At 67.3% G+C, this 21,333-nt stretch carries 17 protein-coding genes; 12 read left to right on the top strand and 5 right to left on the bottom strand.

Annotated features, from left to right (window positions below):
* Window position 1: 1 nt before the first annotated feature.
* The 5 genes from D1643_RS01285 to D1643_RS11520 are packed head-to-tail and all read left to right on the top strand — an operon-like array spanning window position 2 to window position 5,108.
* Window positions 2–814, top strand: a complete 813-nt coding sequence (locus D1643_RS01285; RefSeq protein WP_160707830.1) for a DmsC/YnfH family molybdoenzyme membrane anchor subunit — start codon at window positions 2–4, stop codon at window positions 812–814.
* Window positions 815–833: 19 nt separating this feature from the next.
* On the top strand, window positions 834–1,592 hold the full coding sequence (locus D1643_RS01280) for a molecular chaperone (RefSeq protein ID WP_160707828.1): 759 nt from the start codon (window positions 834–836) through the stop codon (window positions 1,590–1,592).
* A 2-nt stretch (window positions 1,593–1,594) separates the two neighbouring features.
* A complete protein-coding gene (locus tag D1643_RS01275) occupies window positions 1,595–2,218 on the top strand; it encodes a 4Fe-4S dicluster domain-containing protein (RefSeq protein ID WP_160707826.1) in 624 nt (207 codons plus the stop codon).
* A gap of 2 nt (window positions 2,219–2,220) precedes the next feature.
* Complete coding sequence (locus tag D1643_RS01270; RefSeq protein WP_160707862.1) at window positions 2,221–3,261, top strand: 4Fe-4S binding protein; 1,041 nt, start codon at window positions 2,221–2,223, stop codon at window positions 3,259–3,261.
* 14 nt (window positions 3,262–3,275) lie between these two features.
* Entirely contained in the window at window positions 3,276–5,108 is a 1,833-nt protein-coding gene (locus D1643_RS11520; RefSeq protein ID WP_236643285.1) for a helix-turn-helix transcriptional regulator, read from the top strand.
* Window positions 5,109–6,152: 1,044 nt separating this feature from the next.
* On the opposite strand, the gene D1643_RS01260 is transcribed toward D1643_RS11520, so the two are convergent.
* Complete coding sequence (locus D1643_RS01260) at window positions 6,153–7,304, bottom strand: aldo/keto reductase (protein ID WP_160707824.1); 1,152 nt, start codon at window positions 7,302–7,304, stop codon at window positions 6,153–6,155.
* Window positions 7,305–7,492: 188 nt separating this feature from the next.
* Here D1643_RS01260 and tatA point away from each other — a divergent pair, with 188 nt between their 5' ends.
* The 3 genes from tatA (at window position 7,493) to lysS (ending at window position 10,347) form a co-directional block, all read left to right on the top strand.
* The gene (gene tatA, locus D1643_RS01255) at window positions 7,493–7,750 is read left to right on the top strand and encodes a twin-arginine translocase TatA/TatE family subunit (protein WP_160707822.1); all 258 of its coding nucleotides are present in this window, start codon (window positions 7,493–7,495) and stop codon (window positions 7,748–7,750) included.
* A gap of 168 nt (window positions 7,751–7,918) precedes the next feature.
* Window positions 7,919–8,389 (top strand): transcription elongation factor GreA, encoded by a 471-nt coding sequence (gene greA / locus D1643_RS01250; protein ID WP_160707820.1) that lies wholly within the window; start codon window positions 7,919–7,921, stop codon window positions 8,387–8,389.
* 8 nt (window positions 8,390–8,397) lie between these two features.
* On the top strand, window positions 8,398–10,347 hold the full coding sequence (gene lysS, locus D1643_RS01245) for a lysine--tRNA ligase (RefSeq protein WP_160707818.1): 1,950 nt from the start codon (window positions 8,398–8,400) through the stop codon (window positions 10,345–10,347).
* A gap of 87 nt (window positions 10,348–10,434) precedes the next feature.
* On the opposite strand, the gene D1643_RS01240 is transcribed toward lysS, so the two are convergent.
* Window positions 10,435–11,778: an ATP-binding protein gene (locus D1643_RS01240; RefSeq protein WP_160707816.1), complete on the bottom strand. Its 1,344-nt coding sequence runs from the start codon at window positions 11,776–11,778 to the stop codon at window positions 10,435–10,437.
* A gap of 181 nt (window positions 11,779–11,959) precedes the next feature.
* Here D1643_RS01240 and D1643_RS01235 point away from each other — a divergent pair, with 181 nt between their 5' ends.
* On the top strand, window positions 11,960–12,853 hold the full coding sequence (locus D1643_RS01235) for a LysR family transcriptional regulator (RefSeq protein WP_160707814.1): 894 nt from the start codon (window positions 11,960–11,962) through the stop codon (window positions 12,851–12,853).
* On the opposite strand, the gene D1643_RS01230 is transcribed toward D1643_RS01235, so the two are convergent.
* From D1643_RS01230 to D1643_RS01220, 3 genes are all read right to left on the bottom strand, one after another.
* Complete coding sequence (locus D1643_RS01230; RefSeq protein WP_160707812.1) at window positions 12,844–13,092, bottom strand: zinc ribbon domain-containing protein; 249 nt, start codon at window positions 13,090–13,092, stop codon at window positions 12,844–12,846. The genes D1643_RS01235 and D1643_RS01230 overlap by 10 nt on opposite strands.
* Window positions 13,093–13,223: 131 nt before the next feature.
* Window positions 13,224–13,565 carry a 4Fe-4S binding protein gene (locus tag D1643_RS01225; protein ID WP_160707810.1) on the bottom strand — a complete coding sequence of 114 codons (342 nt, stop codon included), beginning with the start codon at window positions 13,563–13,565 and terminating at the stop codon, window positions 13,224–13,226.
* Window positions 13,566–13,593: 28 nt separating this feature from the next.
* Entirely contained in the window at window positions 13,594–15,921 is a 2,328-nt protein-coding gene (locus D1643_RS01220; RefSeq protein WP_160707808.1) for a molybdopterin-dependent oxidoreductase, read from the bottom strand.
* A 179-nt stretch (window positions 15,922–16,100) separates the two neighbouring features.
* Between D1643_RS01220 and D1643_RS01215 the strand changes: the two genes are divergently transcribed.
* The 3 genes from D1643_RS01215 to D1643_RS01205 all read left to right on the top strand — a co-directional run bounded on the left by D1643_RS01215 (window position 16,101) and on the right by D1643_RS01205 (window position 21,333).
* Entirely contained in the window at window positions 16,101–17,054 is a 954-nt protein-coding gene (locus D1643_RS01215) for a LysR family transcriptional regulator (protein ID WP_160707806.1), read from the top strand.
* A gap of 205 nt (window positions 17,055–17,259) precedes the next feature.
* Window positions 17,260–18,729, top strand: coding sequence for an MFS transporter (locus tag D1643_RS01210; RefSeq protein WP_160707804.1), 1,470 nt, complete (start codon window positions 17,260–17,262; stop codon window positions 18,727–18,729).
* A gap of 198 nt (window positions 18,730–18,927) precedes the next feature.
* The gene (locus tag D1643_RS01205; protein ID WP_160707803.1) at window positions 18,928–21,333 is read left to right on the top strand and encodes a molybdopterin-dependent oxidoreductase; all 2,406 of its coding nucleotides are present in this window, start codon (window positions 18,928–18,930) and stop codon (window positions 21,331–21,333) included.

The following is a 21,333-nucleotide window of genomic DNA, read 5'->3' as shown; positions in this document are numbered from 1 at the left end:
CGTGGAGATCCAATGGTCGCTGGTTCTTTTCACCTGCCTGTCGGGCGCGGGCGCGTGGCTGCTCGCCTGCGCGGGGCTTGACGCCTTCCGCGGGCTGACCAAGAAGGCGTCCGTCCCCGCCATCGTGGTGGCCATCGTGCTCATCGTGGCGGGCGGCCTGGCCTCGGCCACGCACCTGACCCACGTCGACCGCATCATGGCGGTGCTGGCGCATCCGGCCCCGGGCATCTTCCTGGAGGCCCTGCTCCTCGGCATCGACGTGATCGTCGCCGTGGTGCTTCTCGCCCTCGTCAAGCGCGAGGGGTCGGAGGCGGCCCGCAAGGCGCTTGGCGTGGCTGCGGTGGTCATGGCCGTCGTGTTCAGCTACTCCTGCGGCTCGTCCTACATGATGGCCTCCCAGCTGGCGTGGAACACCGTCACGCTGCCCCTGGGCTACCTGGGCACCGCCGCCGCCACCGGCACGGCGCTGTGGTACGTCCTGTGCGCGGCGCTGAAGGAGGAGTCCCCGGCCCTCGCCTTCGCGGCGCAGGAGACCGTCGCCGGCGGCGCGGCCGCCCTGGTGCTGTCCCTCGCCTTCGGGCTCGTCTCCGGCGCTGCCCTGGGCGCTGAGGCCCTCACCTTCTGGGTCGGGGTCGTCCTGTGCGGCGGGGTCGTGCCGGCCGCCTGCGGATTCGTGGGCATGAAGAAGCCGGAGAACGCCCTGCAGCTGGCTGTGGTGGCCGCGGCGGGCGCCCTCATCGGCTCGGTCGCCTTCCGCGTGCTCATGTGGCTGGCGAGCGTTGCCCTCATGAGCCTGTTTGGCGCGACCATCTAGCAATCCCGAAGGAGCAACCATGCGAGACGCCATCATCGACTCCGAGCTGGCCGCCGACCTGCGGCAGGCCAACGCCTCCCGCGCCGAGTTCGACCGCTTCCTGGCCAGCCTCTACCTCTACGAGCTCACCGCCGATCAGGTGGAGGCCCTGGCCGGGGTGGCCGTCGAGGACGACGGGTCGGACGTGGCCCGCGGCCTTGGCATCATCCGCGAGTACCTGCGGCACCGCGATCGCGCGACGCCGCAGGCCCTGGCCGTGGACTACGCCCACGTGTTTCTTGGCGCCGGCACCTATGACAAGATCATGGCGCCGCCCTACGAGTCGGTGTTCACGAGCGAGGAGCGCATCCTCATGCAGGACGCGCGCGACGGCGCCCTGGCCTACTACCGGGCCGAGGGGCTTGAGCTGCCGGCTGACAACACGACGCCCGAGGATCACCTGGGCTTCGAACTTCAGTTTGCCGCCCTGCTGGCCGAGCGCATGGCCGAGGCGCTGGAGGCGGGGGAGGCGGCTCGCGCCGCCGAGCTGGCCGACCTCCAGCGCAGCTTCTTCACGTACCACCAGGCCAACTGGCTGCCGGCGCTGTGCGATGCGGTAGAGGAGCACGCCCAGACGGCGTTCTACCGCGGCGTGGCGCTCGTGACCAGGGGATACCTGGCTGCCGAGGAAGCCTTCGTCGCCGAGCAGGCCCAGGCGCTGGGGCTGGGCGAGGCGGTGGACGAGGTGCTGCCGCCCTGGCGCGCCGCCGAGGCGGACACGGCCGAGGCGGACGCCTAGCCATGGGCGCTGCGCTTACCCGCCGGGCGTTTCTCGGCCTGTGCGCCGCCACGGCCGCCTGCGCGGGCGTGGGCGGCGTCGGGGTGGCCTTCGCCGGCCAGGGAGACCTGCTGCGCCCTCCCGGCGGGCAGGACGAGGCCGCGCTCCTCGGCGCGTGCCTCAAGTGCGACCGGTGCCGCAGCGCGTGTCCTACCGGGGCCGTGGGCCTGGCGCAGGTCGAGGACGGCCTTCTCCGCGCGCGTACGCCGGTGATGGACTTCCATCGCGGCTGGTGCGACTTCTGCGGGAAGTGCCAGGCGGCGTGTCCCACCGGCGCGCTCGGGGCCTTCGACCCCGCCGTGGACAAGCTGGGCGTGGCCGTGGTTCAGCCCGATCGCTGCCTGTCGTACCTTCAGACGTGCACGAGCTGCCAGGATTCCTGCGGCTTCGGCGCGCTCTCCTTCAACGCGGGCGGACATCCGGTGGTGGACGCGACGGCCTGCAACGGCTGTGGGCGTTGCGAGCTGGAGTGCACGGCCCTGGTCTACGGCGCCTTTGCCGGCGGCACGCGCCGTGGCATCAAGGTGGAGCCGCTGGACGCGGCGGCGCCTGAGGCCGCATCAGGCGTAGGGGAGGGAGTTCGGTGAAGATGAGGATGTCGACGGCCCGGACGCTCGCGGCATGCGGGGTCTTGGGGCTGGTGGGCGTTGGCCTGGCCCTGCACACCGGAACGGGCACGCCGTCTGCCTGGGGCCTGCCCGACGTGGCGGCGCTCTGCCCGCTGGGAGCGGTCGAGGCCGCCATCGCCTCTAAGACGGTGGTGCCGCCGCTGCTCCTGGGGCTCGGCATCGCGCTCCTGATCACGGTGCTCGTCGGCCGGGCGTTCTGCGCCTGGGCCTGCCCGGTGCCGCTGATCCAGCGCGTCTTCGGCCGCCGGCGCTCGACGGACGGCGCGTCTGCGGCTGGCGATTCCGCGTCCGACGCCCTCGCGGCTGCGGCTGGCGATTCCGCTCCCGCGGCCAGCGCGTCCGGCGCGCCCGCCGTGGCGCGTGGCGCCGATCCGGCGGCTGCGCTCGACGTGGCGCCCGCCGACCGGGGTGGCGTGGGCGACTCGCGCAACTGGGTGCTCGGCGCCACCGTGCTCACCACGGCGGCCTTCGGGTTCCCCGTGTTCTGCCTGGTCTGCCCTGTGGGGCTTTCCATCGCCACGTTCATCGGGCTGTGGCGCCTGCTCCAGTTCAACGAGACGACGCTTTCCCTGGTGGTGTTTCCCCTCATCCTGGTGGTGGAGGTGCTGGTGCTGCGCAAGTGGTGCCATCGCTTCTGCCCCCTGGGGGCGCTCCTGTCGCTCGCGTCGCGCCTGAACCGCACGTTCCGGCCATCCGTGGACGCGGGCGCATGCGTGGCCTGCAACGGCGCGAGCGGCTGCGGCCGGTGCGCCGCGGCCTGCCCGGAGGGCATCGACCTGCATCATCCCGAAGACTCCGCGCCGCTCAACGAGTGTACGAAGTGCGGGGAATGCGGGCAGGCGTGCCCGGTGCACGCCATCACGTTCCCGCTGCTGCCCCGCGGCGTGCGCCAGCAGGGCGGGGAGCGCGTTGCCGTCGCCGAGCGCGCCGGGCGGCAGTCGGGCTCCTGCTCCGATGACGAGGACGTCATGGAGGGCGCGGGGGGAAGAGGGCGCTTGTAGGGGGGAAGGGACGTATGGAGGAAGTACAATGGGAGCTGAACGAGGCGACGACCGATCAGGTGAGGACCGCTGCCATGCCCCAGATAGTACAGCGTATCTACAGCGCCGTCACCGGTGCGCCGAAGGATCCTCCTGCCCGCTCCCACGATGATGTGACGGCGGGCGGCGTGCTGTCTCCCACACGGCTCGGCATCGACATCGACCAGCAGTGGCCCTCGCTCAAGCTGGTGGGCTTTGGCATCTACTACGCGTGGATCTGGGTGTCCTACAACTCGAGCGTGCTCATGGTCGGCGACGCTCCCAAGGCGCAGGCGGCTGACACGGTGTTCGCCACCTACCTGGCGTCGACCTTGGCCCTGGCGACGATGCTCCTCGTGCTCTCGTGTGCTGTGAGCCGCGTCAGGCGGCTGGTGGAGAGCAAGGGGATCGTGCTCGCCTTCTCGCTTTTGGCCTCGGTGGCCACGGCGGGGACCTACCTCACCTCCGCAGGGGGTGCGGCGGACAACGCGCCGCTCTATGCGATGAGCGCCCTCACGGGCGTGGGCACCTCGCTTATCGTGCTGCGCTTCGGCCTCGTGTACGCTAAGATGCCGCCGCGTGAGGTGGTCATGTACAGCACCGCCTCGTTCGTGTTCGCCTGCCTCATCTACTTCGTGGCCGTGGGGCTGCCCGAGCCGCTGGGCCTGGGGTTCACGGCGTGCCTGCCGGTGGTCGCGGCGCTCACCACCATGACTGGCGCCGAGCTCTCGGAGGGCGGGTCGCGGCCGGAGGATCCGGGGGCGTCCGCTCCTCGCGTCGGGCGGTTCTTCGTGCGCCTGGTGGCGGCGGTAGTCGTCTTTTCCGTGGTGGTGGGCGTGGCTCGGGGCTTCTCCATCATGAGCGATCCGGCATCCACCTTGGATGAGCAGGGGTCGCTCATCGTGTTCGGCAGTGCCGTGTTCGCTGGCGCCGTGTTCCTCATCGTGGGGCTGCTAGGTCGCTCCTTCGACATCAGCTGTCTGTACTACCCGGCCATTCTTCTCCTGGCTGCCGGCATCCTGGTGACGCCGCTGCTCGACCAGGACGGTGCCTTCAATAACTATTTCGTGGGTATTGCCTACAACTGCTTCGTCCTGGTCATCTGGTGTCTGCTTGCCTATGTCGCCTACCAGTCGAGCCTGCCCGCCTTGCGGGTGTTCGGGCTGGGGCGCGGCGCGTCGGCGCTCGGTACTACGGTGGGGTGGTTCCTGGGGTCGCGTCTTTTGGCTCTGCCTGATGAGAGCGTCTTCTCGCTCAGCATGGTGTCGGTGTCCATGGTGTTCGCGTTGCTGGTGGTGTCCATGCTCGTGCTTAACGACCGGGTCATCGGCGCCGCGCTGCGCGCGCCGACTGGCCGGGGCGTCGGGGGCGGTGGGGAGCGCGGCGGCTCGGGCGCGGACGGGATCGAGGGGGCGCCTGCGGGCGCCCGGGATGAGCCGGACGTGCGGGAGGACGTTTCCGGGGGAGATGCGCCTGGGAGCGCCGCGCTCGGCGACGGCCCGGCCGCCGACGGGAGCGTGGCTGCCGATGGGCGGGGAGGGGGCGCTTTCGGGGCGGGCGCGTCGGAAGCGCTGGACGCGGCCGAGGCCGTCTGGCGCCTCCATGCCGCGCGCTGCGACAGTTTGGCTGCGCGCTACGGGCTCTCCCCGCGGGAGCGGGACGTGCTGTACTTGCTGGCGCGGGGGCGGTCCATCGACTACATCGCGCAGGATCTGTCCATCTCGTTCAACACGGCCAAGTCGCACATTCGCCACATCTACGTGAAGGCGGACATTCACTCTCGCCAGGAGCTGCTCGATCTGATGGATTCCGAGATCGACCTGGCCTAGTCCGCTTTGCCTCCGACGGGCGCGGGTGTACACCCCTTCCGCTCTCCTGCGGGCAATTCGCGCCGGGGCGCCCCGTGTCCCGCGCCCAGGCGCCCCCCCGTTCGCGACCCCGCCCGGCGGGCGGATCCGGATTTCTGGCCAAAAACGCCGCGGTTTACGCCGCGCGCGGGGCCGCGGCGCGCCGGCTGCCCGCGTTTCCCCAGGTCGCGCGCTGCCGCCGGGGCGCCCTCGGGCGAAAGCGGCCTCCCGGGCGCGTAGACCGTGGCGAAATTGGCCAGGAATCGCGGATTCCGTGTTCCGTGTCAGGGAAGTTCCGCGTCCAACCCCCCCGCGTCCGCCCGGCGGACGATGGGGGGGGCGGGTGACAGGGAGGGGTGGCTTGCATGAGGCGGCCGGCGGAGAGGCGCGCGACAGGCTGGCGCCTGCCTCGCGGGCGGGCGCCAGCGGGATGCGGGCGAGCGCCGGTGCCGCGCGGGCGTCCCCCGCTTGCGGCTCCCCGTGTGCCTGGGGCGCCCCCCCCCCTCGTATTCCGTGCCGGGCCCTTCCCGTGGGGCGTCCCGGTGCGGGTTCGCCTGATGGGGTGCGGGGCTGTCGCGCGGGCGTCCCCCGTTTGCGGCCCCCGCGCCCGGGCGCCCCCCGCTTGCGACCCTGTCCGCGCTCGGGCTCGCCCGTCCCGCACCCCCGTTCGCGTCCCCGCCCGCGCCCGGGCTCGCCCGTCCGGCGGGCGGATCCGGGTTTCTGGCCAAAAACGCCGCGGTTTACGCCGCGCGCGGGGCCGCGGCGCGCCGGCTGCCCGCGTTTCCCCAGGTCGCGCGCTGCCGCCTGGGCGCCCTCGGGCGAAAGCGGCCTCCCGGGCGCGTAAACCGCGGCGTTTTTGGCCAGGAATCGCGGATTCGCCCCTCTTCTGGCTCCTTCGCGCCACTTGAGTGCGGGCCCTCGTCGCGGGCGCCATGAGTCCGGGCGCCCCGCATCTGCCCGCGTCCCGCCCACCCTGGGCCGCCCCGCGTTCCGCCCCCCCCGCATCTGCCTCGCGGTTCGCGGTCGCTAGCAGCCGAACAGAGAGGCGGTTTGCTCCATGCGCGCGGCGACGGCCACGCCGAAGGGGCAGCGTGCCTCGCAGGCCCCGCAGCCGGTGCAGCAGCCGGCCGTGGCGCTCAGGGCCTCGTAGTGGGCCTGGACGGAGGACGGCACCTCGTCGTGGAGCGCGGCCAGGTCGGCGTACTTGTTGACCAGCGCGATGTTGATGCCCGCGGCACAGGGCGCGCAGTGGCCGCAGTAGGTGCACTGGCCGTACCAGGCGTGCTGCGGTGCGCCGGCCAGCACGCTCGCGTAGTCGCGCTCCTCGGCGCTGGCCTCGCAGTAGGCGAGCGCCTCCTCCAGCTGCGCGACGCTCTTGTAGCCGGCCAGCACGCTGGCCACGGCAGGCCGCGTGAGCGCATAGTGGAGGCACTGCGCCGGCGTGAGCGCCACGCCGAAGGGCGACGTCTCGGCCGAGAGCAGCCGTCCGCCCGCATAGCCCTTCATCACGGTGATCGCCACGCCTCGTTGCTCGCAGGTGGCGTAGAGCCGGGCGCGCACGGGCTCGATGCCGTCGCCGGTCACGTCGGAGTAGTCGCCGAACAGCGTGTCGAGGTCGTCGGAGGCCGGCATCAGGTCGAAGGCGGGGTTCACCGAGAACAGGATGACCTCCACCTCGCCGCATTCGGCTGCCAGCTGCGCCACCTCGGGGTTGTGAGTGGAAAGCCCCACGTGCCCGACCTTTCCCGCGGCCTTGAGTTCGCGCACGTAGTCTATGAAGCCGTGCTCGCCGGCCATGATGGCGCGGAACTCCGCCGGGTCGTCCACGAAGTGGATCATTCCCAGCTCCACGTGGTCGGTGCGCAGGCGCGCGAGCAGATCCTCGAAGGCGGGGCGCACCTGGGCGAGGTCGCGTGTGCGCACGTACTGGCCGTCCTGCCAGGTGGAGCCGATGTGTCCCTGGATGATCCACCGCTCGCGCGTGGGCTCGAGCGCCGCGCCGAGTGCCGAGCGCACGGCCGGGTCGCTCATCCAGCAGTCGACGATGTTCACGCCGGCCCCTACGCAGCGGTCGACCAGGGCGCGCACCCCGTCGCCGTCCATCCCCTCGATCCACTCGGCGCCGAATCCGATGACGCTGGCTTTGAGGCCGGTTGTTCCCAGCGGGCGGTACTCCATGGCGGTTCTCCTCTCAGAAGCGCGGCTTAAGTCTCCATTGAACCACTTCGAGTGAACTCCAGGGCAAGGGGTGTTGTTTTCGTCGGGGGCGTTCCATTTACGGGCGGTTGTGGTACCCTTCCCCCCAGCAAAAAGGGGCGAAGTCTCGCCCTCAGCACCGAGGCGGGCGCAAGCCCTTGGAGGAACCTATGAAAATTCTGGGAATGGGCGTTCCCGAGCTGCTTATCATCCTCGCGGTGATCCTGCTCATCTTCGGCCCCAAGAACCTGCCGAAGCTCGGCAGCGCCCTGGGCAAGACCGTCAAGAACCTGCGCGACGGCATCGGCTCCGGCGAGAAGGAGATCGAGGAGGCCGTCGACCAGGACGAGATCGTCGAGGAGGTGGCCGAGGAGGCCCCCAAGAAGACCGTCAAGAAGAAGGTCGTCGTCAAGAAGGCCGACGAGTAGCTCCATCGGACGGCGCGCCATCCCGGCTGCGCCGACACCCGGCTTCACGAGCGCATCGCCAGGTACGGCGGTGCGCTCCTCTTGTGTCAGCGCGCGGAACCGCCAACGCGGCGCAGCGCGATCGAGTGCACGTCGGGGAGACGTGCCCAACCCCTAAGGACGGAGAACATGGCAGACAACAACTACATTCTCACCCAGGAAGGCAAGGAGAAGCTCGAGGAGGAGCTCCACTACCTGGAGACCGAGAAGCGCGCCGAGATCGGCGAGCGCATCAAGGTGGCCCGCGAGTTCGGCGACATCTCCGAGAACTCCGAGTACGACGACGCGAAGAACGAGCAGGGCATGATGGAGGCGCGCATCGCCGAGATCAGCCGCATCCTGTCGGAGGCCACCGTCGTGAACACGCCGAAGCGTTCCAACAAGGTGAACATCGGCTCCACCGTCACCGTGAACATGGGCGGCCGCGAGCGCGTCTTCACCATCGTCGGCGGTGCCGAAAGCGACGTGGCGGCTGGCAAGATCTCCAACGAGTCCCCCGTGGGCTCTGCGCTGCTCGGTCACAAGAAGGGCGACACCATCGAGGCCACCGGCCCCACCGGCAAGGACATCACCATGGAGATCCTCAAGATCGAGCACTAGGAGAAGCGATGGCTGAAGAGATCACGGAAATCATCGAGGACGACCCCATCGAGGTGCGTCGCGCCAAGCGCGCGGCCCTCATGGCCGCGGGGCAGGATCCCTACGGCCGCGCCTTCGACCGCAGCCACACGGTGGCCGAGCTCAACGAGGGCTGGGCCCACCTGGCCGACGGCGACTCCACCGAGGATGAGGTTACCATCGCCGGCCGGGTCATGGCCAAGCGCGTCCAGGGCAAGATTGCCTTCTTGGAGCTGCGCGAGGCGGGCGAGGACATCCAGCTGTTCTGCCGTATCAACGCGCTGGGCGAGGACGCCTTCGCGGCCCTCTGCGACCTGGACGTGGGCGACTGGATCGGCGTCCACGGCACCATGATGCGCACCAAGCGCGGCCAGCTCTCGGTAGGCGTGGACTCCTTCGAGCTGCTGAGCAAGTCGCTGCGCCCGCTGCCGGAGAAGTTCCACGGCCTGACGGACAAGGAGACGCGCTATCGCCAGCGCTACGTCGACCTGGTGATGAACCCGGAGGTGCGCTCCGTTTTCGAGAAGCGCTTCAAGATCGTCTCGGCCATTCGCCGCTACATGGAGGATCAGGGCTTCTACGAGGTGGAGACGCCGTTCCTCCACGCCATCATCGGCGGCGCCAACGCCAAGCCCTTCATCACGCACTTCAACGCGCTCGACCGCGACTACTACCTGCGCATCGCCACGGAGCTGCCGCTCAAGCGCCTGCTCGTGGGCGGCTTCGAGAAGGTGTTCGAGATCGGCCGCCAGTTCCGCAACGAGGGCATGGACCCGTTCCACAACCCCGAGTTCACCACCATGGAGGCCTACCAGGCCTTCACCGACCTGGACGGCATGATGGACCTCACCGAGGGCTACATCAAGGCGGCGGCGATGGCGGCCTGCGGCACCCTTTCCATCACCTACCAGGGCACGGAGGTCAACCTGGACGGCACCTGGCGCCGCGCCTCGATGGTCGAGCTGGCCAGCGAGGGCGCGGGGGAGGACGTGTCCTTCGAGCGCACCCGCGATGAGCTCGTGGGCATCTTGGAGCGCAACGGCGGGCACGCCGAGGCCGCCTGGGGCAAGGGCAAGCTCATCGCCGAGATCTTCGAGGCCGTGGCTGAGGAGAAGCTGACCCAGCCCACGTTCGTCATCGACCATCCGCTTGAGGTGTCGCCGCTGGCGAAGAAGCACCCGGATAACCCGGAGCTCACCCAGCGCTTCGAGCTGTTCATCATGGGGCACGAGTACGCCAACGCCTTCACCGAGCTCAACGACCCGGTGGATCAGGCCGAGCGCTTCCGCGCCCAGGTGGAGGCGAAGGATCTCGGCGACGACGAGGCCATGGGCTACGACGCCGACTACATCCGCGCGCTCGAGTACGGCATGCCGCCGGCGGGCGGCGTGGGCGTGGGCATCGACCGCCTGGTCATGCTGCTGACCGACGCGCCCTCCATTCGAGACGTGCTGCTGTTCCCGCACATGAAGGACGAGACGCCCGCTGGCGGTGCGCGCTCTGCGGCCCCTGCGGCGTCGGTCGCGACGGATCCGGCTCCCGAGCCGGTGGACTTCTCCAACGTGGTCATCGAGCCCCTGTTCGCCGACGAGGTGGACTTCGACACGTTCAGCAAGTCTGACTTCCGCGCCGTGAAGGTGCTCGCCTGCGAGGCGGTGCCGAAGAGCAAGAAGCTGCTGCAGTTCACGCTCGACGACGGCACGGGGGAGGAGCGCACCATCCTCTCGGGCATCCACGCCTACTACGAGCCCGAGGAGCTGGTGGGCAAGACGCTCATCGCCATCACCAACCTGCCGCCGCGCAAGATGATGGGCATCGATTCCTGCGGCATGATCATCAGCGCCGTCCACGAGGTGCCGGGCGATGACGGCGAGCCCGAAGAGCGCCTCAACCTTCTCATGGTGGACGATCGCATCCCCGCTGGCGCCAAGCTGTACTAGGCGCTGCTATCTGACGCATGACGGCGAGGGCCCGTCTGGACTGACTGTCCAGACGGGCCCTCGCTCTTTTCTTCGACAGGCGAACCGCTATCCGAGGAACCACCGCCAGGCGGGGATTTGACGAACGATGCGTCCGTCGCGCGTATGCGTGGCCTCGGCGCCATCTCCCGCTATGAGGATGCCTTCTTGCAGCCCCTGCTCGTCGAGCGCCTCCCAAAGGGCGCGAAGCTCGCGGTTGAGCGTGGCCTCATCGTGAGCGTCCGCGCAGACCTGGAAGAGGCCCAGCGGCTTCTCGTCGAGAGCGTCGCCCAAGGCGAAATCGACCTCATAGCCGTGGGCGGAGGTTCGCAGCGAGGTGATGGCCTCCTTGCGCATGCCCGGCGCCCGGCGCCTCAGCTCCAGGTACACCGCGTCTTCGAGCCGCTGGCCCGCGTCGTTGCTATTGGCGCGTCCGCTGGCGAGTGCGAGGCCCGGGTCGATCGCGTATACCTTGGGGATGGAGTTCGTAGACTCGGCCAGGCTGTAGGTGCGTTCCCTCACCACGAAGAGCAGATAGGCGTCCTCGAGGTATCCGAGCAGGTCGCTGAGAAGCTCACGACTCGTGGATATTCCGGCTGACTTCAGGTCGTTGGCAATCTTTCGAACGGAGAGCTGGCGACCGTTCAGGCCCATCAGCCGCTGGGCGAATGCCGTCGCGACACGCGGCTTGGCGATGTTGTGGCGCTCGATCACGTCGCGGGCCACAACGCGCTGCACGTAGGATTGGAGGAGAGGCACGGCTTCTTGGTTGGAGAGCTCCTGCGCAGCAGGGAATCCTCCGCGTCTCAAGTAGTCAGCGAGGGCCCCTTCGAGCGCGATACGCTCAGCAGTCGAGTAGCCGACGCCGGCGGGGGCGGAGATGCCGTTGAAGGAGAGGTACTCGGCAAACGATAGGGGTAAGAGCTCGAACTCGAGGGCGCGTCCTCTAAACTCGGTGGCAATCTCGCGGGAGAGCATCTTCGAGGAGGAGCCGGTCGCGTATATGGTGGCACGATGCGTATCCACGATCCGGCGAAGCCAAGGCCCCCAGTTTTCCATCTCCTGAAGCTCGTCGAAGAAGAGGAAGGTGCCTTCCTCGAAGGCGTGCGGATGGATGGCTTGGAAAGCCTCGAGCACCTCATCGCCCGTTTGAGGGGTTACGGGCGCCAATCGATCGTCTTCGAAGTTGAAGTAGCAGATGCGATCCTGCGGAATGCCGGCGTCTGCAAGGGCGCGCATCTCCTGGAAGAGGCGATAGCTTTTGCCGCTGCGCCGCATGCCGCTCACCACTTTCACGAGATTGCCGGCGCGAGGCGGGAGCGGCTCTCCGAGGCTGAGCGCGCGCTGATGCAGGGGAGCGTAGAGGGACAGGTCGAAGTCGCGTAGGATTTCGAGAATGACAGGATTGGCCATGACAGCTCCTAGAATAAGTGGTCAAGAAAATATACCACTTTTTCTATTAATGGACAGGTATCCTGTCCACTTTTCAATCATATCGCTCCCGTTGTCATCTCGCGAGGAGAGATGACAACGGGAGCGGGGCTGTTGCCGAGGGCGGCCCTGGGCGAGAATCGGGGCCGAGGGGGTGGTGGCCGTGGATGTGCGGAGCCTGGAGCTGTTTTTGGCGGTGTCCGAGAAGCAGAGCATCTCGAAGGCCGCGCAGGAAAACTACGTGTCGCGGCAGGCCCTGACCGAGGCCATGAATCGGCTTGAGGACGAGCTCGACGTGCAGCTGTTCGTGCGCAGCCACCAGGGCGTGACCCTGACGCCTGAGGGGCGCTTCCTCGCCGAGCGGCTCTTCGTCCTGAAGCCGCTGTGGCGCAGCACGCTGGAGGGGCTTAAGGGTAAGGCGCCGGAGCCCAAGGTCGTGCGCATCGGGCTGCCGCTGTTCCTCTTCAGCGCGAAGACGCTGGCGACTATCGTTGGGCTTTCGGCGGAGTATCCCCAGTTCGCCATCAGCATCGTGGACTGCTCGTCGGAGACGGCGCTGAGCCGTCTGGGCCGTAGCGAGCTGGAGGTGGCGGTGACCTGGCTCGACTCGCGCAGCCGGAAGTTCGTTGCCGAGCCCGTTGGGAGCGCGGAGCCGCGGGCGCTCGCCTGCGTGTCGGCGAGCTCGCCGCTTGCCCGGAAGCACAGGCTCACGGCGGCGGACTTCGCCGGGCAGAACCTCCTTGCGCTCGAGGCGGACACGCTGGCGGGCGCCCGCGAGGTGGAGTACTGTCGCAGCGCCGGCGCCCGCCTGACCATCGTGCCGCGCAGCCACTCCTACATCGTCGGAATGATCGAGGACGACGCAGGGGCCTTTCTGCTGCCGAGCACCTCGGCGAGCCAGTTCTCCTCGAGTCGCATCAAGGCCGTTCCGGTGGTCGACTTTCCCAAGGTGCTGCACCAATCGGTCGTGCGCCTGGCGGGGTCATCGCGGGAGGTGGGCGCCTTGGCTCGCAGGCTCGGCGAGGTGCTCACGCGGGAGGCAGGCCCCTACGCCTGATCGCGCGGAATCGTGGGCGCTCCGGGGGCTGCGGGGGCTCCGGGGGCAGACGGCGCCCCAGGAGCTGCGGGAGCGCCCGGGGCGGATGGCGCGCCGGGGGCGCCCGCAGCTCCAGATGACGCCAGCCCGACGGGAAGCTCCTTCCCGCATTCGGGGCACGTCTTGTCGAGCAGCGCCACCTTGGCGCCGCATGCGGGGCAGGTCTTGTCCAAGTCGACGGATGCCGGCCTAAAGCACATGGAGGACTCCTTTCTTCGGTTGCGCCGCCTCTTCCACATGCGGAAAGGCGGCCGTGTGGTGCCGCGGCGCGGCGGCCTGATCCGGGGCGGCCGGGTGCCGCGCCGCGGCAGAGCTCGTCGGCGCTGCTGCGCTAGGCGGTGGGGGTGTAGAGCACCATGAACTGCTTGTCCATGCGTGCCGCCAGCTCCTCCACCGGCCCGTACTCGATGACCTGCGCCTGACAATGGTGGACGCAGGTGGGCCAGCGTCCCTCCGCCACGCGGTCGGCGCACAGGTCGCAGAGCGCGGTGGGCGTAGGCAGGTAGTGCCAGTCCCACTTACGCGGGGCGATCTCCTGCGGGCCGATCTCCGCGAGCTTGATGCCCCAGCGCCCTGTCTCGAATCCGTGCTCTACCTTGCACGCGGTCTCGCAGGTGTGGCAGCCCGTGCAGAACTCGTAGTCGATCAGCAGGCCGTATCGGGTGTTTTCCATCTTCTGTCCCTTCTCGCTCAGCGTCTGATTAATAGCCCGGGTCGTAGGCGGGGTGGTAGTCGGTGCATTTGGAGATGCGGCACATCTGCGTGTCGTAGGGCGCGCAGTAGCCAAGCGGGCCGTAGTCCTCCATGGGAACGAGCTGGTTGATGTTGGAATCGAAGACGCCGAACGGGTTGTCGCCGGATATCTCGCCCCGGCGCTCGGGGTACCACCAGCCGTGCTCGGCCATGATGGTGTCTGGGTGCATGGACGGGTTGATGACGCACTTCTCGCGAACGGAGCCCCGAGGGTTCTCGATGAGCACCCAGTCGCCCTCCTCGATGCCGTACTTGTCGGCGGTCTCCTGGGTCATCTCCACCTGCGGCCAGGGGTGAAACTCGCGCATCGACTTGAGGTGCCTATGCTCGCTGTGGAAGAACTCCCAGGAGCGGCGGCCTGTCGTCAGGTAGAGGGGGTAGTCCTCGAAGGCCTCGGGGTCGGCGTTCTTGTTGGGCTCGGGTACGTAGTGGGGCAGCGGGTCGCCGCCAGCGGCCTCTGCCGTCAGGCTGTAGAACTCGAAGCGCCCAGTAGGCGTGGAGAACCCGGGCTGGCCGTCGGAGCGCAGGAGGCCCTTCTCGTACTTTCGGTACTCGAACGGCTCCCAGACGTACATCTTCTCGCGCAAGTCGTCGAAGGTGAAGTCGGGCGGGTAGTAGGGCTTGCCTGCCTGGTCACGGATGTTGTGCAGCACGTCCTCCCAGAACTCGGTCGCGTTGGCCCAGGGCGTGCCCTCGGGGTTGAGCCGGTGCCCGATGTCGAGGACGATGTCCTCGTCGGTGTGGGCGTTGGTGGTGACCACCGGGCTGATGGCGCGGGTGGGGTTGAACATGCTGCGGCAGCCGGTGCGCTCGACGCTCATGGCGATAGGCAGGAAGAGGTCGGCGCAGGCGGCGGCCGTGGGCGTCATGTAGTAGTCGGTGACGACGAAGAAGTCCACGGTGCGCACGGCGGCGAGCAGGCGCTGGGGGTCGGCGCCCATGTTGGCCAGGAAGTTGGACGACTGCTCGAAGAGGAACTTGATGGGATAGGGCTCGCCGGTCTCGAGGGCCTTGAGCAGGCTGTCGGGGTGGGCCTGGGGCTCGAGCCCCATCTGCTCGACGACGAACTCGTCCTGGCCGAGGCGCTCGGTCATGTCGAACTCCTCGCCGGCGGTATTCTTCATACCCGAGAACATGCGCCGGGCATCGCCGGAGATGAATCCGGTGTTAACTACGATGTTGCCGCCGGGAACGTCGATGTTGCCGGTGAGCGCCCAGAGGGCCGCGCAGCCCATCGCGGCGCCGAAGCCGTTTTTGAACTGGTCGAACTTGAGGCCCCACTGAACGGATGCCGGCTTGGCGGTGGCGTAGCGGCGCGCCGAGGCGACGATGAGGTCCTCGGGGATGCCGGTGATCTCCGCCACGCGCTCGGGCGGGTACTCCGCGGCACGTGCGGCCAGCTGGTCGAAGCCGTAGGTCCATCGCTCGACGAAGTCATGGTCGTAGAGATCCTCCTGGATGATGATGTTGATCCAGCCGAGCGCGAGCGCGCCGTCGGTGCCAGGCTTGATCTGCAGGTAGTGCTCCGCCTGCGCGCCCATCCAGGTCAGGCGTGGGTCGATGACGATCAGCTTGGTGCCCATGCGCATGAGGTCGACGATCCAGTGGCCGAAGAAGCCGTCGGCGTTGGAGACGATGGGGTTGCAGCACCAGATCACGCACACCTCGGGATTCACATAGTCGGGGTGATCGTAGCCCTCCTCGACGCACTGAGCGCAGTCGGCCACCATCACGTCGCCACCCATCCAGAAGCACACGTTCATGCGCGGGACATAGCAGGAGTTGCCGCTCAAGAACCCGAAGGTGTAGTTGGGCGACCCCATGACGGTGGTTGCGAGCGCGGCGAACTGCCAGGTGGTGTTGCGCCCCGTCCCGCCGAGGATGCAGAACGACTTCTTGCCGTACTTTCCGAGAATCTCCTCGGCTTTCTCGACGTAAAGATCGTAGGCCTCATCCCACGTGATGACCTCCCATGCGTCATCGTTGCCGCGTTGGGAGGGATCGCGCTTCATGGGGTGGTAGATGCGGAACGGGTGGTTGACCATCTCCTCCATGGCAAGGCAGCGCATGCAGAGACGACCGTTGGAAAGCGCCCCTTTGGGGTCGCCCTCTATCTTGACCAGCTTGTTGTCCTTGACGTAGTGGAGCACACCGCAGCCGTTGTGGCAGCCGGGGGCTGTGTACTGGCAGTTGCGGTAGACCGTGTACTCGCCCTCCTGCCAGGTCCACTCGTCGCGGTAGAGCTCCTCGTTGATAGGTCGCGGGCATCGTGGCATTGCCTCTCCTTTCGCCGGCTCTTCTCCTCGCACGGTAGCCTTGCGGCCCATGCTTTCTGCGGCTCAGTGTAGGGGCGGAGAGCCTGGCGCGAAATCAGGTTCTTCCTGCCACCGTGTCAATCAAAAACTGACGCCCCCGCGAAAGCCGTCGTCGCGGGCCGGATGCTAGAATTCTTGCCATGGACATCAAGCAACTGCGATATTTCGTGACTGCCAGCGAGTGCCTCAACTACGCGCACACGGCTGCTGTCCACTACACGACGAGACACGCTATCACCTATGCCATTCGGAGCCTTGAGGAGGAATTCCACCGCAAGCTGTTCGTGCTCAATGGCAACCGGCCGCAGCTTACGGCCGAAGGAGAGCTGTTCGCCAAGAAGGCGAAGCGCGTGGTAAGCGAGTTTGACCGGCTGACGCGCGACTTCTCCGTATCGGCTGATGGCTGTGACAGCCAGATGCGAGTCATCGTGGACGCGCGCATCCTGCCCAGCAGCAGCTTGCTGGGTGCCGGGGACGACGGCATGGATGTCATCTTCCGATCGTTCGTCGAGGAGTCCGACCCGGAGGGATGTCTCCGGGGCCTCTATGACATGCGGTTCGACCTGGCGTTCGGCCGCTATGACCGTCTGAGCTTCGAGGGGCTGGCGGCTATCTGCTTCGGGCGCCAGCCCTTGGGGGTGCTGGTGGGCGCTGCCCACCCCCTTAGCGCGCGGGAGCGTCTTGCGGTGCCTGACCTGGCAGCCTGTCGTCTGGTGACGGCTCGCGGCCATCGCTATCGCCATGCAGCCCTTCTCTCTGAGTGCCGCGCCCGAGGCGTAGAGCTGCGTGAGCTCTCCTGCGTCGACGACCCCTCGCTTGTCCTCGGCATGGTATCCCGCCGAGGCGCTGCCGCGCTCGTGGCGATGGGGGAGGACGGGGCGGCGGCCGCCTATGGCGCCTACCGGGTGATTCCCCTCGAAGAAGACGGCCGGCAGCGTTGCCTCTATGACTGCCTCGTCTATCGTGATGACCAGGCTCAGGCGCGCAGCGTGCGAAGCTTCCTCAAGGGCTACGTGATGGGCGGGCGCCTGGATGTCCTCGGTCTCTCCAAGGTCGATCCCCTCGTAGCCGCGCTGCGCGAACGCTCGCGCTAGGGCCCTCGCGGCTCTCTTCGCCATCCCTGCCTCCCCTGCGCCGCTTGGACAATTTCGATACGCGGTTGACAACTTCCGCGACCACCCCCTGAGCCTGGAAAAGCTCCTGGCCGCACGGTACATTTCCGTCATCGGCCACGCGGACGGAAGGAGGGACGTCGGGGTTTCGGGAAAGGCGAAAGCTCATGGAGCGAAAGGGAGGAAGATGGGAAACTTTGAGGAAAAGACGCTAAGCGCCCCGGGCGTTGAGGGGGAGGCCCCTGAGCCTCAGACGGGTCAGGGAAAGGGCGTGGGCTACAGCGTCATGGCATTCCGCTATGGCCTGGGCATCATGTTCTCCACCATGATGACGGCTATGATCAGTACCTTCTGGGCGGTGTACCTGACGGGCACGGCAGGCCTTGACACCGTGCTTATGGCAAGCGTGCTGTCCATAACCGCCCTCGTGGACACCGTGTCGCTGCCCTTCTTGGGCGCGATCATGCAGAAGATCCGCCTGTTTCACGGCAAGTACGGCATGTTTCGCCCGTGGCTTGTCATGGGCGCCGTTCTCTGCGGCCTGTTCTTCTGGATGCGCTTCACTGACCTGGGGATGACGGGCCTGGGGCAGGCGGTCTGGTTTGGCGTGGCGTGCTTCGGCTACAACCTCTGCTTCAACCTGGCCTACACCGCCTACAACGGCGTGCTGCCCCTGCTGGCGCCTAACCCGGACAACCGCATCGCCTACTCCGCGACGCGCAACCTGCTGAACTCGGCCGGCCAGTTCGTCTTCTCGCTCGTCGCGGTGAGCGCCGTGGCCCTGTTCGGCCAAGGCAACGACGTGATGGGCTACTCGCTGTTCGCCGTTTCCATCGCGGCGCTCTACGTCATCGCCTACACGCAGCTGGCTGCCGCATGCAAGAAGGCTGATGCGATCAACGAGGCGGAGGAAGCCGACAAGCAGGGCCAGGAGAAGAAGACCGACCAGTACGATGCGTCGCTGTGGCAGATGATCCGCTACACCCTGTGCAAGCCGTTCGTGCTGTTCATCTGCGCCGGCATGTGCCGCACCGCCATGTACATGATCGTGAACGGGCTGTCGGCCTTCTACTACACTTACGTGGCGGGCGATGCTTCCATGCTGACGGTGTACTTGTCCAGCTCGACGGGCCTCATGATCCTCGGCTCCTTTATCGCCCCGTTCGTCGCCAAGTACATCAAGGGCTCGAGAAACCTCTACGCCCTTGGCGTCGGCATCTTCACCTCCTGCCTGCTGTGTGCCTTCCTGCTGGGCTCCAACCCGGTGGTGCTGACCGCGCTCATGTGCGTCGGCTACGTCGGCTGGGCCTTTGCGCATTCCTGCGAGATCGCCTACTACAGCTCCGTCGTCGACTACTCGTCCCTGCGCGCTGGACGCGACCTCAAGCCCTTCATGATGATGCTGTTCTCGCTCATTCCCAAGCTGGCCATCACCATCGGCTCCACGGTGCTTGGCTTTGGCCTGGTGGCCATCGGCTTCGATGCCACGGCGGTGACGGCCGAGGCTGCCAGCGGGCTCAAGTTCCTGTTCAGCGGCCTGCCGGCTGCCTTCGGCATCGCGTGTGTCGTGCTCACCCTGTTCAACCCCATGAACAAGAAGCTGTCCGACCAGGTTGCCCGCGAGCTCGCCGAGTCCGAGGCCACCAAGGCCGCGTAGCGACGACGCGGATGTGCGGCTACGCCTGTATGCAATGCGGGGCCTGCAAGGGGGTTCGAGCGGGTATTGAGCCCAAGGCTCCCTGCGCAGTCTGCGGCACCTTGAACGATCCGGGGCGAGGGGCCTGCGAGAGCTGCGGAGCAGCTTTGGAGGACCTCACGCCCGGTGTTGCGATGAGATACCACGAGAGGAGAACCAATGGAATTCGACAATGACATCGGCAAGCCGTGGCGCTGGGTTGAGGAGGACGGCACGGTGGTCACGCGCGGAGCGGCCTGGTCGGCACCGGGCTGCCATCCGACGGGCTGCGGTATCAAGACCTACGTGAAGGACGGCAAGCTCGTCCGCATCGAGGGCGACGAGAACCACCCCGTCACGAAGGGACGCCTGTGCGTCCGCTGTCTCACGCTGAAGGACTTCACCTACCATCCCGACCGCGTCATCTACCCGATGAAGCGCGCCCGGGAGGATCGCGGCAAGGACAAGTGGGAACGCTGCACTTGGGAGGAGGCCTACGAGATCATTGCGGAGAACGTCGGCCGCATCAAGGAGGAGTATGGCGCTGAGACCATGCTGGCCATGACCGGCACCGGCCGCATGACCCAGATGGCTGGGGTAGGTGCCCACCGCGCGCTCGGCACGCCGAACGGCTGCTACGCTCAATCAGGCTTCGCCTGCTACGGGCCGCGCGTCTCCATCACCCAGTACCTGCTGGGCGCGCCCTATCCGGAGATCGACTTTGCCGGCGGCTTGCCGGGCGGCTACGATGACCCGCAGTACCAGGTACCGGAGATGATCGTCCAGTGGGGCAAGGAGCCCCTCGTCTCCAACGGCGACGGCCTGTTCGGCCACGCCGTCCTCGACCTGGTGAAGCGCGGTGCCAAGCTCATGTGCGTCGATCCGCGCCTGACATGGACATGCGCCTTGGCCGACTACCACCTGCAGCTGCGCCCCGGTACCGATGCGGCGCTTGGCATGGCCATGCTCGACACCATCATCAGCGAGGACCTCTACGACCACGACTTCGTCGACAAGTGGTGCTACGGCTTCGAGCAGCTGGCCGAGCGCGTGGCCACCATGCCGGCCGAGCGCGCGGCGGAGATCTGCGAGATCCCGGCGGAGGAGATCAGGGAGGCCGCCCGCGCCTATGCGGGCGCCAAGCCGGCGTCCATCGCATGGGGCCTGGCCATCGACCAGACGGTCAACGGCGCCCAGGCGGGCCAGTGCATCCTGAGCCTCATCGCCATCACGGGCAACTTCGACGTTCCCGGCGGCAACATCCTCCAAGACATCTTCGACGGCTCCGGCGACAAGGTGGTCGCGGGCTTGGGCTGGAGGCTCCTCCCCGACGAGCTGAAGGAGAAGGTCATCGGCCTGGAGGAGTATCCCGCCTACGTCAACATGATGCTGCGCGCCCACGCGGATCGCGCGCTCGACGCCCTGGAGACCGCCGTGCCCTACCAGATCCACGGCATCTGGTTCGGCTCCACCAACCTGCTCGCGCCCACCTGCTCCGCGCAGCCGAAGCGCTGGTACAACGCCGCCAAGGACCTTGACTTCAACTGGGTTAACGACATCTTCATGACCCCGACGGCCATGGCCCTGTGCGACGTGTTCCTGCCTGTCTCCTCCTGCATCGAGCAGGACTCCATCGTCCCCACCCACTATGGTGGCACCCCGAACTACTACAGCGCGCTGAACAAGTGCATCGAGGTGGGGGAGTGCAAGGGAGAGTTCTACAACTATCATGACATGGGCCTCATCGTGAACCCCTCTGCCTGGACGGGCGAGAACGCCTGCACCCCCATGGAGTTCATCGACGACTACTTCGTCGGCGGCACGGGCATGAACCACGCCAAGCTACGCGAGGAGGTCACGCACCAGCGCGTCGTGGGCTACCGCAAGTACGAGACCGGGCACCTGCGCCCTGACGGCAACCCGGGCTTCAACACGATGACGGGGCGCCTCGAGCTCTACTCCTACGCGTTCCAGTCGTTTGGAGAGGACCCGCTGCCCTACTATGTGGAGCCCCCGTTCAGCCCGGTGTCCACTCCGGAGGTGGCTGAGAAGTATCCCTTCATTCTCACCACGGGCGCTCGCGAGTACGCCTACTTCCACTCGGAGGGGCGCCAGATCCCCTACCTGCGCGAGCTGGTGCCCGACCCGGTCTTCGAGGTTAGTGCCGTGGACGCTGCGGCCAAGGGCGTTAAGGACGGCGATTGGGTGCGCGTGGAGAACCAGTTCGGCTTCTGCCTGTTCGTCGCCAAGGTCACCAACGCCGTCAAGCCGGGTCTCGTGCATGCTCAGCACGGCTGGTGGTTCCCTGAGGAGGATGGCGAGGCGCCGCACTTCTACGGCGTGTGGAAGTCGAACATCAACAGCCTCGTGCCCCACTCCCGCAACGGAAAGCTGGGCTTCGGCGCTCCCTACAAGTGCCTGCTCTGCGACTTCCGCAAGGCGGTGCCAGAGGACTTCGAGCGCGTCGACGTCGAGGGCATCGATCAGCCGGGAATGCCCAAGCACAAGTATGATGACAACTTCTACCGCTTGGATGAGGATGAAAGCTACCGAAGCGACTCGCCCGCGGCGGGAAAGGAGGAGTAG

Source organism: Enterorhabdus sp. P55 (genome assembly GCF_009911695.1).
Classification (GTDB): domain Bacteria; phylum Actinomycetota; class Coriobacteriia; order Coriobacteriales; family Eggerthellaceae; genus Enterorhabdus.
The sequence above is the reverse complement of the archived record's forward strand: the minus strand, read 5'-3'. Positions and strand labels throughout refer to the sequence as shown.

Excerpts from the sequence above, each read along its gene's own strand:
- greA (WP_160707820.1), top strand. The coding sequence starts at position 7,919 with ATGGCAGACAACAACTACATTCTCACCCAGGAAGGCAAGGAGAAGCTC.
- D1643_RS11520 (WP_236643285.1), top strand. The coding sequence starts at position 3,276 with ATGGAGGAAGTACAATGGGAGCTGAACGAGGCGACGACCGATCAGGTG.
- D1643_RS01215 (WP_160707806.1), top strand. The coding sequence starts at position 16,101 with ATGGACATCAAGCAACTGCGATATTTCGTGACTGCCAGCGAGTGCCTC.
- D1643_RS01270 (WP_160707862.1), top strand. The coding sequence starts at position 2,221 with ATGAGGATGTCGACGGCCCGGACGCTCGCGGCATGCGGGGTCTTGGGG.
- lysS (WP_160707818.1), top strand. The coding sequence starts at position 8,398 with ATGGCTGAAGAGATCACGGAAATCATCGAGGACGACCCCATCGAGGTG.
- D1643_RS01260 (WP_160707824.1), bottom strand. The coding sequence starts at position 7,304 with ATGGAGTACCGCCCGCTGGGAACAACCGGCCTCAAAGCCAGCGTCATC.
- D1643_RS01240 (WP_160707816.1), bottom strand. The coding sequence starts at position 11,778 with ATGGCCAATCCTGTCATTCTCGAAATCCTACGCGACTTCGACCTGTCC.
- D1643_RS01230 (WP_160707812.1), bottom strand. The coding sequence starts at position 13,092 with ATGTGCTTTAGGCCGGCATCCGTCGACTTGGACAAGACCTGCCCCGCA.
- D1643_RS01225 (WP_160707810.1), bottom strand. The coding sequence starts at position 13,565 with ATGGAAAACACCCGATACGGCCTGCTGATCGACTACGAGTTCTGCACG.
- tatA (WP_160707822.1), top strand. The coding sequence starts at position 7,493 with ATGAAAATTCTGGGAATGGGCGTTCCCGAGCTGCTTATCATCCTCGCG.
- D1643_RS01210 (WP_160707804.1), top strand. The coding sequence starts at position 17,260 with ATGGGAAACTTTGAGGAAAAGACGCTAAGCGCCCCGGGCGTTGAGGGG.
- D1643_RS01280 (WP_160707828.1), top strand. The coding sequence starts at position 834 with ATGCGAGACGCCATCATCGACTCCGAGCTGGCCGCCGACCTGCGGCAG.
- D1643_RS01205 (WP_160707803.1), top strand. The coding sequence starts at position 18,928 with ATGGAATTCGACAATGACATCGGCAAGCCGTGGCGCTGGGTTGAGGAG.
- D1643_RS01275 (WP_160707826.1), top strand. The coding sequence starts at position 1,595 with ATGGGCGCTGCGCTTACCCGCCGGGCGTTTCTCGGCCTGTGCGCCGCC.
- D1643_RS01220 (WP_160707808.1), bottom strand. The coding sequence starts at position 15,921 with ATGCCACGATGCCCGCGACCTATCAACGAGGAGCTCTACCGCGACGAG.